The organism is Variovorax sp. OK605 (assembly GCF_900115445.1).
In the GTDB taxonomy this organism is placed as follows: Bacteria; Pseudomonadota; Gammaproteobacteria; order Burkholderiales; family Burkholderiaceae_C; genus Variovorax.
The window spans coordinates 280,103-295,794 of the sequence record NZ_FOWL01000005.1; the positions used below are offsets into that span (position 1 = coordinate 280,103).

The window sequence follows — 15,692 nt, forward strand, 5'->3', positions numbered from 1 at the left end:
GAAATGGAAAGAAGGGAAAAAGCGAAGCGCAAGGGGGTTGCGGCGGTGTCAGAACCGGGCCGACAGCGTCACGGTGGCCGTGCGCCCCGGGCCGGCGAAGTACGCGGCGCCCTGCATCTCGGCGTAGTTCAGGTCGCGCAGGTTGTTCACGGCCATGCGCAGCGTGAGGTGCTTGTTGATCTCGTAGCTGGCCCACAGGCCGTACAGGTGCCAGGCCTTGCCGTTGTAGGTCTCGGCGTTGTCGGCGGTCCAGCTGCTGCGGTTGTTGCTGGGCGACTGGAAGCTCATGCGCCCGCCCACCGTGAGCTTGCCGTCGAGCAGGCGCACGCCCGCCGTCACGCTGAGGTTCTTGCGCGGCGGCAGCACGTACTGGATGTTGGCGCCGTTGGCCTTGCCCAGCGTGCCGCTGGCCGGGTAGCCGGTGAGGCTGCCGAGCGGGAACGGGTCGTAGCCGCCCGTGCCGGTGTCCACGATCAGGTGCGTGTAGCTGATGCCGCCGAACACGGTGCCCGCGTCGTAGTCGGCCTGCAGCTCGAGGCCGCGGTTGCGAAACGGGTCGTCCAGGTTCACGTACGAATACGGGCCGAAGGTGCCGCCCGCCGCGGTGCTGATGGGCGACATCACGCGCGCCTGCGTGATGTAGTTGTTCACGCGGCTGTTGAACCACGCGGCCTTCATGCGCAGCTTGTCGCCGCGCGCCAGCAGGTCGCTGAAGTTGGCGTTGCTGCCCACCTCCCAGGTGCGCGCGCGTTCGGCGAACAGGTTGGGGTTGGGGTAGTACGGAAACAGGCTCCCCACGTGCTGGCCCCACAGCAGCGTCTCGGTGAGCGCGGGCGGGCGCATGCTGCGCCCGAAGTTGGCGAACAGCTGCACCTGCTCGACGGGCTTCACCGCGATGGAAATCTTCGGCGACATGGCGCCGTTGTGGCGGTCGGTCTCGAAGTTGGTGTACAGCGCGGTGGTGGCGGGGCGCACGCCGGCCGGGTTGGCGATGGAGCCCACGCGCATGCGCCCGCTGCCCTGCAGGCCGTACCAGTCGTAGCGCATGCCGCCGGTCACTTCGAGCCAGTCGCCGCGCAGCAGGCTGAGTTCGCCGAACAGGCTGGCCACGGTGCGCGTGCCCGCGGGCGTGGCGCCGGTGTACAGCGCGGTGGTGCCGGCGTCGGCGCCCACGCTCAGCGACTGGGCCTTGGGGTCGGTCTTGTCCTGGAAGAACTCGCCACCGGTCTTGAACACGGCGTCCAGCGGGCCGAGCTTCATGCCCGAGCTGTTCTGCAGCGTGCCGCCCACCGTGCTGGTCTGGTACTGCAGGTTGTATTCGTTGCCGTCGAGCAGGCCGCCGGCCGCGCGGTGTGCCTTGTTGCTGGTGCGCGTGTAGTAGAGGCTGGCCGCGAGGTCGATCCACGGGTTGCCGGCCGGCTTCCAGTTGTAGTTGCCCAACAGGGTGTCGCTGCGCACGTGGTTCATCATGGCGCCGCCGCCGGCCTCCACGCCGCTGTCGCTGTTTTCGCCGAACTTCGCGTCGAAGCCCACGTAGCTCAGCTTGACCTGCTGCCCCGGCGCCAAGCGCCAGGTGCCCTTCAGCAGCGCCGAGCTCTGGTCCTGCTCGGTGAGGCGGTTCACGCCGTGCACCACCTTGTCCAGGCCCTCGTTGTCGGCAATGGAGCCGCGCTGGCCCATCTCGAACATGCCCATCTTCTTGCGGCTGGCGACCATGACCACGTCGACGTCGGGGCTCGCCTTGATGCCCAGCGCGGTGCTGCCGGCGAACCTGTAGGCGTTGGTGCCGGAGGTGGCGTTGACGCGCGCGCCCAGCGTCTGGCCCTCGCGCACGATGTCGTCCACTTCCAGCGTGCGGAAGTTGACGATACCCGCGATCATTCCGGCGCCGCCCACCGTGGAGCTCGCGCCCTTGGTGATGTCCACGCCGCCCAGCAGCTCGGGGTCGAGGTAGACCGAACCGTTGGAGCCGTGGCCGCTCTGCTGGAAGTTCTGCCGCGTGCCGTCGATCATCACGTTGACGCGGCCGAAGTCCTGCAGGCCGCGCATGTTGACCGACACGCCGGGGTTGTCGCGGCCCTGCGAGGTGTACAGGCCCGGCACGTCGGCCAGCACGTCGCTGGTGTTGCGCGGCGGCAGGCGGTCCATGTCCTCGCGCGTGATCACGGCCACCGAGGCCGGCGTGTCGTACGCGCGCTGGCGCGCGTCGCGGTCGGCCGTGACCACCACCGGCGGCAGGTCGCCGCCCGAGGCCGAGGGCATGCCGCCGGCGGGCGGCGCCACCGGGCGCGGCGCCGCGCGGATGCGCCACGCGTCGGGCCCGTCGCTCTGCGCGGCCAGCGGGTGCGGCGCAATGAGCGCGCCCAGCACGCCCGCCACGCTGGCCTCGCCGTTGAAGCCGTCGGTGCGCAGGCCGCGCACCACGGCGGGGTCGAACGAGATCAGCACGCCGGCCTGGCGCGCGAAGCGCTGCAGCGCGTCGTCGAGCGGGCCGGCGCCGATGCTGTAGGTCCTGAGGGCCGCGCCGGCGGCGGCGCGCGCCGGTGCAGGTGAGGGGGCAGCGCCGGCTTGCGCATGCGCTGCACCGTGGGAGACAGTGCACAGCGCGGCGGCAATGCCCAGCGCGAGCAGGGAATGGCGAGGCTCGCCACGGGCGTGCGGCGGGCGGGGGGAAGACATCTGCGGATCCTTTGGTAAGCCCTTCGTGGCTGAACGGGGTGGCGACTGCCGTGGGGTCCGTGAACTCGGAAAGTGCGGCGGCTTTCGAGCCGCTCTGTGGAATAGGTCGAACGAGATGCGCGAATCCGCAACGGACCGGCAAAAGAATTTCAGCGAGGGTGGGGACGGCGCGCCGCGCGGCGCGTTCCGGCGTGTTCAGCGCGCCGCGGGGCGCGCTCCCGGCGTGCTCAGCGCGGCGCCCTGGCCTTCAGCGTGACCCAGTAGCGGGTGGCGGTGGCCACGCGCACGGGCAGCGTCTTCTCGACGAGCGACAGCGTGCGGTCGGTGTCGGTGAGGCTGAAGACGCCCGAGATGCGCAGCTCGGCCACGTCGGCGTCGCAGGCCAGGCGCCCGCGGCGGTAGGGCGCGAGCTCGGCCACGAGGTCTGACAGTTTCATCTCGCGCGCCACCAGCAGGCCGTCGGCCCAGGCGTCGGCGTCGGCCTCGAGCGGGCCGGCGTCGTGCACGCCTTGCGCGTCGAACCAGGCACGCTGGCCGGCCTCGAGCGTGCGCGTGGCCGTGCCGGCCGCCGGGCGGATGCGCACGGCGTCCTCGAACACCTGCACTTCACTGCCGTCGGCGCCCAGCGAAACGGAAAAGCGCGTGCCCAGCGCACGCACGCGGCCGTGGCCGGTCTCGATGAAGAAGGGCCGCGACTGCGCCACGTCGGCGTCGGCGCCGGTGGTGGCCATCACGCGGCCCTGGCGCAGCAGGATGCGGCGCTCGTTCGCGTCGAAGCGCACGTCGGCGCGCGTGGACGAGCCCAGCACCAGCATGCTGCCGTCGTCCAGCGCCACGCGCAGCTGCTCGCCCACGCCGGTGCCGTAGCTGGCCAGCAGGGAATCCGCCGGGGCTTGCGCGCGCACGAGCCACAGCACCACGCCGCCGCCGAGCACCACGCCCAGCGTGCGCATGGCGCGGCGGCGGGTGACGTCCTTGCGGGCGTTCTCCAGCACGGTGCGCGTGGGTTGCGCCGGCAGCTCGGTGAAGCGGGCCTGGATGCCCTGCAGGCGCTCCCAGGCCACGGCATGGTCGGTGCGCGCTTCGCGCCAGTCGCGAAAGGCCTGCCAGTCGGAAGGAGAGGCCTGGCCGGACTGCAGCCGCATCAGCCAGTGGATGGCCTGGCCGACGACGGTGTCGTCGGGACCGGCGCTGAATTCGGCCTCGGCGCTCGTGTTCACGCCGCGCCGTCCTGGTAGGCGATGCGGTAGCAGTGGCGGAACGCGCCGGCGATGTACTTCTCGACCGAGCTCACGGTCACGCCCAGGCGTGAGGCGATCTCGCGGTGGGGCAGGCCGTCGAGCTGGGCCAGCAGGAAGGCGCTGCGGGCCTTGCTGCCGAGGCCGTCGAGCATGCGGTCGAGCTGCTCCAGCGTCTGCAGCGCGATGGCGCGCTCCTCGGGCGACGGCGCGCAGGCCTCGGGCATCCGCGCGAGCATCTCGAGGTAGGCGCGCTCCAGCGCCATGCGGCGGCGATGGTCGATGAGCACGCCGCGCGCAATGGTGGCCAGGAAGGCGCGGGGCTCGCGAATCTCGTCGGGGCAGCGCTGCACGACCCGCACGAAGGTGTCCTGTGCCAGGTCGGCGGCTTCATGGACGCTGGCGGTGCTGCGGCGCAACCACTGGACCAGCCACCGCTGGTTTTCGCTGTAGAGCGAATGCAAAAGGTCCTGCGAGGGGGAAGACGCGCCGAGCATGGAAGCAAGCTGTAAGAAGGAATTCTCAATGATAGTTGAGAATGATTCTTATCTGCTTGCTTTCAGCTTTCTCCGCAATCCGGTCAGGCCTTTTTGACGATTCAGGCGATTCAGGCGATCAGCCGATTCAGCCGATGGAGGCCATGCCGGGCATCGCCCTCGGCTGCTCGCGCTCCTGCGGGCCGTCGGTCTCGATGCGCATCTTCGGCAGGAACTGCGGGTACTCGCGCTGCATGAAGTCGATGAGCCCCTCGCGCACGCTGCAGCGCAGGTCGAAGGCCAGGCCCGAGGTGGCGGCCGTGCACAGCACGCGGATCTGCATGGTGCGCTCGGTGGCGTCGGTCACGCGCAGGTTGAAGAAGCGGCCGTCCCACTCGGGCGCGGCCTTCACGATGCGCTCGGCCTCTTCGCGCAGCGGCGCGAGCGGCATGCCGTAGTCGGCGTAGACGAACACCGCGCCCAGCAGCTGCGAGGAATGCCGCGTCCAGTTCTGGAACGGCTTCTCGATGAAGTAGGTCAGCGGCAGGATCAGCCGGCGCTCGTCCCAGATCTTCATCACCACGAAGGTGCCGGTGATCTCTTCCACGCGGCCCCATTCGCCTTCGACCACCAGCACGTCGTCGATGCGGATGGGCTGCGCCAGCGCAATCTGCAGCCCCGCAATGAGGTTGCTGAACACCGGCTTGGCCGCCAGGCCGGCCACGATGCCGATGACGCCCGCCGAGGCCAGCAGGCTCGCACCCACCTGGCGCGCGCCGGGGAAGGTCATGAGCATCATGGCGCCGCCGGCCACCAGCACCACCGTGGCGGCGGTGCGCGCGAGCACGCGGGTTTGCGTGAGCACGCGGCGCGCCTGCAGGTTGTCGGCGATGTCGGAAGGGTTCTGCGCGAGCACGCCGTCGGCGAAACCGCTGATGGCCTTCACCGCGAGCCAGGTGGTCGACGCGATGAGCAGCAGGCCGGTGAGATGGCGCACGTTGCCGATGAAGCGCAGGTCGTCGGGCGCGCCTTGCCACACCACATTGAGCGCAACCAGCGGCAGCACGAAGCGCGCCGCGGCGTTGCAATTGACCACCATCGTGTGGATCGTCGGGGCCGGGCGGGTGATCCGCCTCAACACAAGGCCGCCGATGCGGTGGGCGAGAAGAGAAAGGGGAACTGCGATCAGGGCGGCAACCCATGTGCCGAACCAGGGGTGGGCGAGTATCTCTTTGATCATCAGGCGGTGGTCGTCTTTGCTTGTTCCGTTGTCTCGTTCAGAGGTTGAAGAATGCGCGCTGCGTCGTCGCGCAGCTGCGTGGCGAGTGCCGTGGCCAGATCGAGCCGGCGCAGCAGCCAGGGGCTGATGTCGTTGTCGAACGGGTCAGGCAAGGGGATCGGACCGCCGACGGTGGTCGAACCCGGGCTCTCGGGGTGAGAGGGCCCGGTGGTGGGCAGAGTTCCGATGGCGGCTTCGATTCGTTGCGAAGTCCGGCTGATCGGCCCTTCGACTTCGCCCGGCGTGAGGCGGTCGCGCCGCAGCACGAGCATCGACTTCACGGCGCTCAGCTGCGCGAGCAGCTGGTAGCTGTGGGCCTGCAGGTGCTCCAGCGGCTCCAGCGGCGGCTGCACCGCGCGCGGTTCGGACAGCGAACGCTGCGTGGCCTGCACCAGCGCGGAGAGGCTGTCGTAGGCCTCGCGGCGCGCGAGGCGCCATTCGAGTTCGGGGCTGCTGTCGACGGCCTGCAGCTGGCCCAGGCCGAGCGCCAGCCGCGCATGGCGCGCCTGCGCGGTGAGCACGCGCGCCACCAGCGCCGGGATCTGCGTGCGCTCCCACGAAGGCAGCACGTAGCAGAAGCCCCAGGCCAGCGTGGCGCCGATGAGCGTGTCGGCAATGCGCTCGAACAGCGCGAAGATGGGCGCCACGCCCACGTTCAGCAGGTGCGCCTGCACCAGGCCGAGCACGGTGGCCGCCACCGCGGTGATGAGGTAGCGGCGCACCGCGAAGCTGTGTGCAATGGCCTGCGCCACGGTCACGATCACCAGCAGCATCAGCGCCGACGGATGCGCCGACAGCAGCCCCACCGCGAGCACGCAGCCCAGCAGCGTGCCGGCCACGCGCGCGTTGCGCCGCTCCAGCGTCTGCGACAGGCTGCCGCGCAGCACCACCACGATGGTCAGCAGGATCCAGTAGTCGTGCGAGCCCCACGGCATCGACACGGCAATGGCGTAGCCCGCGGCAATGGCCAGCGCGGCGCGAATGGCGTGGCGCAGCGGCGGCTGGTCCCAGCGCCACAGCGTGAAGAAGGGGCGCAGCGACCAGTCGGTCGGGCTCACGAACATCTGCCAGTTGGCGCGCACCACGGCCAGGTTGGGCTCGGCGTCGCCGCGCGCCATGGCCGACAGGCGCAGCACCTCGTCGTTGATGTGGCCGATGCGGCTTGCCAGCCCGCGCGCGAGCATGGCCGCCGTGGGGCCGATGTGGCCGCCGGTGCCGCCCAGCGCATTGGCGCTGTCGTCCGCGGACACGTGGATGGCCGCCAGCCGCGGGCGGCGGTCGGCCACGGCGTCGGGCTGGCGGCGCAGCAGCAGGGCGTCGGCCAGCGCGATGGTCTCGTCGGACAGTTCCTCGAGCACGGTGCGCATCTCGATGAGCGCCTCGGCATGCGCGGGGTGGGCGCGCAGGGTGTCGAGGTCGAGCTCGCTGGCCAGCAGCTGGTCGCGCATCTCGAGCACGATCACCAGCATGGCGGCCAGCCGCTGGCGGCGCGGCGTGCGCGGCGACTCCAGCACGATGTCGCGCGTGGCCTGCAGCTGGTCGGCCAGCGCGGCCTGCTCGCGCAGCAGCTGGCCCAGCAGCGGCGCGGGCGTGTCGCGCACGTCGCGGGTCTCGTCCTGCGGCAGGAACTGGCTGGCCTCGGTGCGCATGAGCGCGGCCAGCGAATACAGCACGTCGGCCACCGACTGCGTGCGAAAGCGCCCGTTGAGCGCCAGGTTGGCCAGCGTGGCCCAGATGACGTACAGCCCCGCGCCCAGCCCGAACTCCCAGGTGCGCTGCAGGGCGTCGGCCATGCCGCCGGGTGCCGGCGTGGCCATGGAGAAGACCATCGAGAACATCACCGCGATCGCGATCGGGATGCCGCGCTTGCCCCAGGCCATGGCCAGGAAGGCCATGAAGGTGGCGGGCACCAGCAGCAGCCCGAGGCGGATGGGCGCGGTGTGCAGCATCTGCACCGCGAAGAACAGCGGCAGCCCGATGAGCGGCGCCGGCAGCATCTGGAAGAACTTGCCGCGGCGCGGGCCGGGCAGGTCGGGCGGCGCGGTGACGATCACGCCGGTGGCGGCGGCCGAGGCCGCGAGGGTGCCCAGCCACAGGTGGATGCCGCCCGAGATGAACAGCAGGCCGAGCGCCACGGTCAGCCCGCTCGCGACGTAGTGGCTCAGCGCAATGCGCAGAGCTTCGCGAACCCGGGGCGCGGCGCGGGGCCCCAGCATCGTCACTTGGCGGACGTGTCGCCCTCGGAGCGGGCACCGGCGGCGGGGGGCGCGTCACGGCGAATGCGCGTGAGCTTGCGGGGCGCGGGCGCCGCGGCGGGGGCGGGCGCGGCACCTTCAGCGCCTTCGGCGGTCTCGTCGGCAAAGTCGGGCACCGTGCTGCGGGCGTACAGGTCGACCGATGCGTCTTCCGCGTTGGCCTTGGTCGAGGCGGACACGGCGCGCACGCGGTCGCTGGCGCGCAGCTTGTCGTCGACGTTGGCGAACTTGGAGTACTTGGCGAGCAGCGGCACCAGCTGGCCGTAGATGCGCGGGGCGCCGGCCAGGCATTCGCGCTGCTCGAGGAACTCGGGCTCGCCCGTGAAGTTGCCGATCAGGCCGCCGGCCTCGGTGACCAGCAGCGAACCCGCGGCCACGTCCCAGGGGTTCAGGCCGGTTTCGAAGAAGGCGTCGGTGAAGCCGGCGGCCACGTAGGCCAGGTCGAGCGCGGCGGCGCCGGGGCGGCGCAGGCCGGCCGCGCGGGGCATCATGTCCGCCATGATGGCCAGGTACTGCTTGAAGTTGTCGCCGGTGCGGAACGGGAAGCCGGTGGAAATCAGGCACTCGTTCAGGCGCGTGCGCTTGGACACGCGGATGCGCCGGTCGTTCATGTAGGCGCCGCGGCCCTTTGTGGCGGTGAACAGGTCGTTGCGGCTCGGGTCGTAGACCACGGCCTGCTCGATCTTGCCGCGCACCGACAGCGCGATGGACACGCAGTACACCGGGAAGCCGTGGATGAAGTTGGTGGTGCCGTCCAGCGGATCGATGATCCAGACGTAGTCGGAATCCTTGGCGCCGTGCTCGGTGCCCGATTCCTCGGCCAGGATGCCGTGCCCCGGGTACGCGCCGAGCAGCGTCTCGATGATCGCTTTCTCGCTGGCGTGATCGACTTCGGTGACGAAGTCGTTGACCTGCTTCTGGGAGATGCGCACGGACTCGACGTCGAGGGCAGCGCGGTTGATGATCGCGCCGGCGGCGCGTGCGGCCTTGACGGCCACATTGAGCATGGGATGCAGGTTGGGGGACGACATTGGATTGTGAGAAGAGCAAGAGGAGGGGCTTGGCGCCCCGTGAGCGGCCCGGCGATGCGGGCGGCGAGAATCGGGGGATTTTACCGGCTCCGCCGTTTTGTGTCTGCTAAACCCGTCATGCGCACCCGTTTCATCCTGATCCAGACCAGCCACGCCGGCAATGTGGGCGCCGCCGCCCGTGCCATGAAGACCATGGGTTTCACCGACCTGGTGCTGGTCGCGCCGCGCTGGGCCAACGTGCTGCGGCGCGAGGAAACCATCCAGCGCGCGAGCGGCGCGCTCGACGTGCTGGCCAACGCCCGCATCGTCGAGACGCTCGAGGAAGCGCTGGACGGCGTGACCCACCTGTGCGCCACGGCCATGATCCCGCGCGACTTCGGCCCGCCCACGCGCACGCCCCGCGAGCACCTCGAACCACTGGGCCAGCAAGCCGACCAGCACGTGGCCTTCCTGTTCGGCTCCGAGCGTTTCGGCATGCGAAACGAAGACGTCTACCGCTGCAATGTGGCGCTGACCATTCCGACCGACCCCCAATTCGGCTCGCTGAACCTGGGCGCGGCCATCCAGGTGGTGGCCTACGAATGGCGGCTGGCCCTGGGCGGCTACGGCGTGCGAGAGGCCACGGCGCCGGTGCAGGCGGCCGACGCGCAGGCCGTGGCCGGCATGCTCGAGCACTGGGAGCGCTCGCTGGTGGACATCGGTTTTCTCGACCCCGCGGCGCCCAAGAAGCTCATGCCGCGGCTGCAGCAGCTGTTCAACCGGGCCCAGCCCACGCCGGAAGAGATCCACATCCTGCGCGGCATCGCCAAGGCCATGAGCGATGCCACCAAGCTGCCGCGCGACACCATCAAGCCGCCGCGCGACGCCGTCAAGCCGCTTGTCGGCGGCGGCGCGGCGCCCGGGCCCGAGGCTAAGACCCCATCGCCCGTACGCGATGACAGCGGGCTATAGACTGCGCGCCCCCCGTCGACATAACCATATAACGACAAGAAGGCAGCGATGTTCTCTCGCCTGCGCGCCGATATCCGGTGCATCCTCGAACGCGACCCGGCCGCCCGCAGCGCCTGGGAAGTGATCACGGTCTACCCCGGCTTCCATGCCGTGGTGCTGCATCGCTGGGCGCATGCCTGCTGGACCCATGGCTTCAAGTGGCCGGCGCGTTTCATCGCGCACGTGGCACGCGGGCTGACCGGCATCGAGATCCACCCCGCGGCCAAGATCGGCGAGCGGGTGTTCTTCGACCACGCCATGGGCGTGGTGGTCGGCGAGACCGCCGAGATCGGCGACGGCTGCACCATCTACCAGGGCGTGACGCTGGGCGGCACCTCGCTCTACAAGGGCGCCAAGCGGCATCCGACGCTGGGCCGCAACGTGGTAGTGAGCGCGGGCGCCAAGGTGCTGGGCGGCTTCGTCGTGGGCGACGGCGCCAAGATCGGCAGCAACGCGGTGGTCATCAAGCCGGTGCCGGCCGGGGCGACCGCGGTGGGCATTCCCGCGCGCATCATTCCGTCGAAGAGCGGCGAGGCCGGCGAAGCCGGAGAGGGCGCCGACGTGGCCGCGCCGCAGAAGTTTTCCGCCTACGGCATCACGCAGGAGGACGACCCGCTGAGCCAGGCCATGCGCGGGCTGATCGACAACGCTTCCAGCCAGGAGCACCAGATCGCGCTGCTGTGGCAGGCCATCGAGAAGCTGTCGGCGCAACCGGGCACCAAGGACTGCGTGCCCTGCGATGCCGCGCGCGACGAGAGCTTCGAGGCGGAGAAGCTCACGCAGCTGGTGGGCAAGTAAGGGCAGCAGGGCCCCCCGGCAAGCCGTGTTCAGGGCCCATGTTCAGGGCCGTACCGGCTCAACTGCCCAGGAAGTCATCCTGCGGATGCCCCGCGCGCAGCACGCGGCGGGCATACATCGCGAAGGTCGCGTTCACGATGCTCGGCTTCAGCAGGAAGTCGTGCGACTCCTGTGCCAGCGCGTCCGCCACCGGATGCACCGTGCCGGCCGCCGCCGCCATCAACTGGCGCCGCGCGGCCTGCTCCAGCAACACCGCCATGTAGGTGGCCTCCTCGAGCGTCGCGCAGGCGGTCAGCAGGCCGTGGTGCGCAAGCAGGATGCTGCGCTTGCCGCCCAGCGCGGCCGAGATCACCACGCCTTCGTCGTCGGCGATCGGCAGGCCCGGCCATTCCTTCAGGAACGCGCAGTCGTTGAAGAAAGGCGTCTGGTCCATGTGCGCCACCACCAGCGGTTCTTCGATCATCGACAGCGCGGACGTGGCCGGCGGGTGCGTGTGGATGATGCAGGCCACGTCGGGCCGCGCGCGGTACACCCACATGTGAAAGCGCGTGGCGGGGTTGGCCATGCCGCGGCCCTCGAGCAGCGCAAGTTCGTCGTCGACCACGAGGATGTCGCCGGGGCGCATCTCGTCGAACGCCACGCCGATGGGCGTGGTCGCGAAGCGGCCTTCGCCCAGGCGCACGGTCATCTGGCCGGCCAGCGTTTCGCAGTGCTCCTGCAGCGCGAGGTAGCGGCAGGCGATGGCCATCTTCTGTTCGAGCGTCCAGTGGGGCGCGGGGCGCAGCGGCGAGCCGAGGGTGCCGTTGACGGTGTCGCGCAGTTGTGCGCGCTCAGGTGTGTTCATGGTGCGTGGGGGCGTCAAAGGGAAGTGACAGGGGGCGCCGGGGGCTTGCCCAGCAGCTGCTCGATGGCCAGGCCGATGGCCAGCAGCCGCCGGTCGCTGCCCAGCGGGCCGTCGATCTCCAGGCCCACGGGCAGCCCGGCCGCGGTCATGCCGGCCGGCTGCGCGAGGCCCGGGATGCCGGCATTGCTGCCGGGATCGACATTGCGGATCAGCACCTGGAACAGCGCGGCGGGGCCGCCCGGCTGCGGCACGCCGTTGATCTCGACCTTGCCCGTGAAGTCAGGGTCGATGGGCGGCGGCGGAATGGCGCAGGTCGGGAACAGCACGCCCTCGACCGCATGCGCCGAGAAGTAGTCGGCATAGGCCGCGACGAGCTTCGGCCGGTGCACGCCGATGGCGTCGTCGTAGGCGGCCCTGGGCATGTCCTTCGCGATGCCGAAGATGCCCTTCACGTCGGGGCTCGCTACCTGCGCAATCACTTCGTCGAGCGTGAGCTGCAGGCCTTCTGCCTTCAGGTAAGCCTCGAGGTCGCGGTGGTAGAACTCGTAGAGCGCCACCGGCATCGAGACGCGCTCGTTGAGCTCGGGCACGCCCTGCAGGTCGGCCTCGACGAAGACCACGCCCGCTTCGCGCAGCCGCTGCACGGCCGCGTTCATCACGGCCTCCACCTCGCGGTCGAGGTTCTCCCAGAAGTACGCGCGCGGCAGGCCGAGCCGCAGGCCCGCGAGCGCTGCGGGCGCCAGCGGGGCCGTGGGTGCGCCGGTGACGACCGCGTCGAGCAGCGCCACGTCGGCCACGGTGCGTGCCATCGGGCCGGGCGTGTCGCGCGTGCGCGAGATGGGCACCACTCCGCCTCCCGGGTAGCGCCTATGGGCGCCGCCGTTGCCCACCGACGGGCGCAGGCCCACGAGCGCGCAGAACGACGCCGGATGCCGCACCGACGCGCCCGTGTCCGTGCCCAGCCCTGCGGGCGCAATGCGCGCGGCGATGCCGGCCGCGGTACCACCCGACGAGCCGCCCGGGATGCGTCCCGTGTCGTACGGGTTCTTCACGAAGCCGAAGGCCGCGTTGCTCGAGGTGCTGCCGAACGCGAGCTCGTGCAGGCTCGCCTTGGCCAGCACGATGGCGCCGGCCGCCAGCAGCGGCTCCAGCACCGGCGCATTGGCGCGCGGCACGAAGTCCTTGAGCGCGGGCGTGCCGCCGGTGGTGCGGATGCCCTGGGTGTCGATGTTGTCCTTGATATAGAGCGGCAGGCCGGCCAGCGCGCCGAGCTTGTCTCCGCGCGCACGGGCGGCGTCCACGGCGCGTGCCGCCTGCAGCGCGCCTTGCGCATCGAGCGTGATCCAGCTGTTGAGCGAGCGCAGCGCCTCGGCGCGCGCGAGCAGGGCCTGCACATAGGCCTCCGAGGTCAGCGTGCCGTTGTCGAACGCGGCCAGCGCCTCGACGGCGCCGAGTTCGGGTATGTCGGGTGTCGTCATGGAAACCTCCAGCAGGTCGATCGGGTCAGTCGAGCGAGATGCCGCGCTCGCGGATCAGCTTCGCATAGGCGATGCGATCTTCGCCCGCCAACCTGGCGAACGCATCGGGTCCGTCCTGCAGCGCGACGAAGCCCAGCGCGGTGATCTTGTTGCGCGTGTCGGGCTGCGCCATGACCTGGGCCAACGCATCGGCCATGCGCGCCTTGGTGTCGGCCGGCAGCGCGGCCGGCCCGAGCAGCCCGATCCACGGCGTGGCCTCGAAGCCAGGGAAGCCCGATTCGGCGAAGGTGGGCACGCCCGGCAGCGTGGGGTTGCGCTCGCGCGTGGCGATGGCCAAGGGCTTCAGCGTGCCCGCGCGAAGGTGTTGCGCGCTGGTGTTGACGTCGATGAACATCAGCGGCACGCGCCCGCCCAGCACGTCCTGCACGGCTGCGCTCGCGCCCTTGTACGGCACGTGCACCACCTCCACGCCGCTGGCCTGCCGGTAGGCCTCCATGGCCAGGTGCAGCGGGTTGCCGATGCCGGCCGTGGCGTAGGCATAGGTGCCGGGGTTGGCGCGCAGCAGCGCCGTCAGTTCCTTGAGGTTGGCCGCGGGTACCGAGGGGTGCGCCACCAGCAGCAGCGGGATGCGCGCGACCAGGCCGATGTACGCGAAGTCCTTGCCCGCGTCGTAGGCCAGGCGCTTCTGCAAGGCCGGGTTCACGGCGAGCGCGCCGACGTCGAGCACACCCACCGTGAGGCCGTCGGGCGCGGCGCGCGCCACCGCGTCGGCCGCGATCATTCCCGAGGCGCCGGGCCGGTTGTCGACCACCACGGGCTGGCCCAGCACCGCGCCCAGGCGCTCGGCCACGGCGCGCGACAGCGTGTCGACCGCGCCGCCGGCCGAGAAGCCGTTGATGAGGCGCACCGCGCGCGAAGACGGCGAAGCCGCCGCGGAAGCCGACGCCGGTTGCGCCAGCGCAGGGCGCACGGCCTGCGTGGCCACTGAAAGCGCGAAGAGCGCGGCGGGAAGCTGGCGTCGTTGCATGTCGGTTCCGTCGTGAGGTGGGAAGCGGCCATGCTCCGTGTTTGCGCCCACCGGAGAAACCGCCCGCGCCGCATTCCAGAGATAACCCCGGGTTATCGCTCGCCCGCTGCAAGACCGTACGGCTCGGCCCCGGATGCGCTAGCCTTTGCCTCCCATGGACACCTCAGACCACGCCTTGCGGCAGTTCGTGTTTGCCGCGCGCTCGCCTTCGCTGCGCAAGGCTGCGGAGACGCTGGCCATCTCGCAGCCGGCGCTGAGCAAGCAGATCCGCCGGCTCGAGGAGCAACTGGGCTTTGCCCTGTTCCGCCGCCACGGGCGCGGCATTGCGCTCACCGCGTCGGGCGCGGAGTTGCTGGCGCGGCTGGAGCCGGCGTTCGAGCAGATCGACCATGCCATGGGCGCGGCGGCCGCCGCCGGCGCCTCCACCCATCACCTGGGCATTGCCACCGTCAACACGCTGGCGGCCTACCTGCTGCCCGACCTGGCCGTGGCCTTCCGCCAGCAGGGCGCGACGGCCCGGCTCACGCTGATGACGGCCAGCTCGCAGGACGTGGTCGAGGCGGTGGTGCGCGGCAAGGCCGACATGGGTTTCGTCTACGACGTGGCCATCGACTCCGAGGAAGTCGAGCGCGTGCTGCTGCACGACGAGCGTCTGGTGGGCTACCGGCTGGCGGGGCAGGGGCTGCCGCGCGAGATCGCGGTGGCGCAGCTGGCTGCGCAGCCGTTGATACTGCCGCCGCGGCCCTACGTGCTGCGCCGCATCGTCGAGCGCGAATGCGGGCGGCCGCTGCTCCCGGCCATCGAGAGCAACTCGGTCGAACTCACGCTCGACCTGGCGGCGGCGGGCTGCGGCATGGGCATTCTTCCGGCGCGGCTGGGCGCCGCGATGGTGGCCTCGCGCGGGCTGGAGCGCGTGCGCATCGTGGGCGGGCGCTTCGAGCGCAAGGTGGCGGCGATCCGGCGGCACCACTGCGGCAACCAGTGGGTGGCGCAGGCCATCGGCATTGCGCAGCGGCTGTCGGCGCTCGGCGGCGAGCCGGAAGACGAGGCGTAGGCGGGGTCAGGCGCCGCGCTTGGCCGGCGCATGCAGCGCGCCGTGCACATGGCCCGCATGCTGGCCGAAGGTGTCCGGCGCGAGCGCGGCGGTGTCGAGCTCCTGCAGGATGCCGCAGGCGTTGGCCGACTCGGGCCCGCCGCATTGCTGGCGCAGCGCCTTCAGCTGCTTCTCGAGCGTCTTCAGTTCGGCGATGCGCGCGGCCACGTGGCCGATGTGGTCGTCCAGCAGCTGGTTGACCTGGCCGCAGTCCTCCTGCGGCGCGTCGCGGAATTTCAGCAGGCTGCGGATCTCGTCGAGCGTCATGTCCAGCGAGCGGCAGCGGCGGATGAAGCCCAGGCGCTGGGCATGGTCTTCGTCGTAGATGCGGTAGTTGCCGTCGGTGCGCGCGGGCTCGGGCAGCAGGTGCTCGCGCTCGTAGTACCGGATGGTTTCGACCGGCGTGTTCGTGACCTTGGCCAGCTCACCGATTTTCATGATGCGGTATCCGAACGGGTGGAAATGAGCGTTTGACTCTACACCTGCTTCAGGGTTTCCAATCGA

13 protein-coding genes are annotated in these 15,692 nt (G+C 70.7%); 3 read left to right on the forward strand and 10 right to left on the reverse strand.

The window, feature by feature from the left end; translation table 11 throughout:
- Window positions 1-48 precede the first annotated feature (48 nt).
- The 6 genes from BM013_RS15590 to BM013_RS15615 all read right to left on the reverse strand — a co-directional run bounded on the left by BM013_RS15590 (window position 49) and on the right by BM013_RS15615 (window position 8,958).
- Entirely contained in the window at window positions 49-2,679 is a 2,631-nt protein-coding gene (locus tag BM013_RS15590; protein ID WP_093128497.1) for a TonB-dependent hemoglobin/transferrin/lactoferrin family receptor, read from the reverse strand.
- A 227-nt stretch (window positions 2,680-2,906) separates the two neighbouring features.
- Window positions 2,907-3,899 (reverse strand): FecR domain-containing protein, encoded by a 993-nt coding sequence (locus BM013_RS15595; RefSeq protein WP_256221519.1) that lies wholly within the window; start codon window positions 3,897-3,899, stop codon window positions 2,907-2,909.
- Window positions 3,896-4,414 (reverse strand): sigma-70 family RNA polymerase sigma factor, encoded by a 519-nt coding sequence (locus tag BM013_RS15600; protein WP_093128499.1) that lies wholly within the window; start codon window positions 4,412-4,414, stop codon window positions 3,896-3,898. Before BM013_RS15600 ends, BM013_RS15595 begins: the two co-directional genes overlap by 4 nt.
- Before the next feature lie 127 nt (window positions 4,415-4,541).
- A complete protein-coding gene (locus BM013_RS15605; RefSeq protein WP_093128500.1) occupies window positions 4,542-5,633 on the reverse strand; it encodes a mechanosensitive ion channel family protein in 1,092 nt (363 codons plus the stop codon).
- Window positions 5,633-7,888 (reverse strand): FUSC family protein, encoded by a 2,256-nt coding sequence (locus BM013_RS15610; protein WP_093128502.1) that lies wholly within the window; start codon window positions 7,886-7,888, stop codon window positions 5,633-5,635. The genes BM013_RS15605 and BM013_RS15610 overlap by 1 nt, the downstream gene beginning before the upstream one ends.
- Window positions 7,889-7,890: 2 nt before the next feature.
- Window positions 7,891-8,958 carry an inositol monophosphatase family protein gene (locus BM013_RS15615; protein WP_093128503.1) on the reverse strand — a complete coding sequence of 356 codons (1,068 nt, stop codon included), beginning with the start codon at window positions 8,956-8,958 and terminating at the stop codon, window positions 7,891-7,893.
- Window positions 8,959-9,075: 117 nt separating this feature from the next.
- Between BM013_RS15615 and BM013_RS15620 the strand changes: the two genes are divergently transcribed.
- Together BM013_RS15620 and cysE are read left to right on the forward strand one after the other, a co-directional pair.
- Entirely contained in the window at window positions 9,076-9,909 is an 834-nt protein-coding gene (locus tag BM013_RS15620) for an RNA methyltransferase (RefSeq protein ID WP_256221520.1), read from the forward strand.
- Between the two features lie 48 nt (window positions 9,910-9,957).
- Window positions 9,958-10,746, forward strand: coding sequence for a serine O-acetyltransferase (gene cysE, locus BM013_RS15625; RefSeq protein ID WP_093128504.1), 789 nt, complete (start codon window positions 9,958-9,960; stop codon window positions 10,744-10,746).
- A 58-nt stretch (window positions 10,747-10,804) separates the two neighbouring features.
- Here the strand turns inward: cysE and BM013_RS15630 are convergent, their stop codons facing one another.
- From BM013_RS15630 to BM013_RS15640, 3 genes are read right to left on the reverse strand one after another with little or no spacing between them, the layout of a single operon-like run.
- Window positions 10,805-11,590, reverse strand: a complete 786-nt coding sequence (locus BM013_RS15630) for an aldolase (protein ID WP_093128506.1) — start codon at window positions 11,588-11,590, stop codon at window positions 10,805-10,807.
- A gap of 14 nt (window positions 11,591-11,604) precedes the next feature.
- Window positions 11,605-13,068, reverse strand: coding sequence for an indoleacetamide hydrolase (iaaH, locus tag BM013_RS15635; RefSeq protein ID WP_093128507.1), 1,464 nt, complete (start codon window positions 13,066-13,068; stop codon window positions 11,605-11,607).
- 25 nt (window positions 13,069-13,093) lie between these two features.
- A complete protein-coding gene (locus BM013_RS15640; protein ID WP_093128509.1) occupies window positions 13,094-14,095 on the reverse strand; it encodes a Bug family tripartite tricarboxylate transporter substrate binding protein in 1,002 nt (333 codons plus the stop codon).
- 154 nt (window positions 14,096-14,249) lie between these two features.
- On the opposite strand from BM013_RS15640, the gene BM013_RS15645 reads away from it, so the two are divergent.
- Complete coding sequence (locus BM013_RS15645; RefSeq protein WP_093128510.1) at window positions 14,250-15,149, forward strand: LysR family transcriptional regulator; 900 nt, start codon at window positions 14,250-14,252, stop codon at window positions 15,147-15,149.
- 6 nt (window positions 15,150-15,155) lie between these two features.
- On the opposite strand, the gene cadR is transcribed toward BM013_RS15645, so the two are convergent.
- The gene (gene cadR / locus BM013_RS15650; protein ID WP_093128512.1) at window positions 15,156-15,626 is read right to left on the reverse strand and encodes a Cd(II)/Pb(II)-responsive transcriptional regulator; all 471 of its coding nucleotides are present in this window, start codon (window positions 15,624-15,626) and stop codon (window positions 15,156-15,158) included.
- Window positions 15,627-15,692 lie beyond the last annotated feature (66 nt).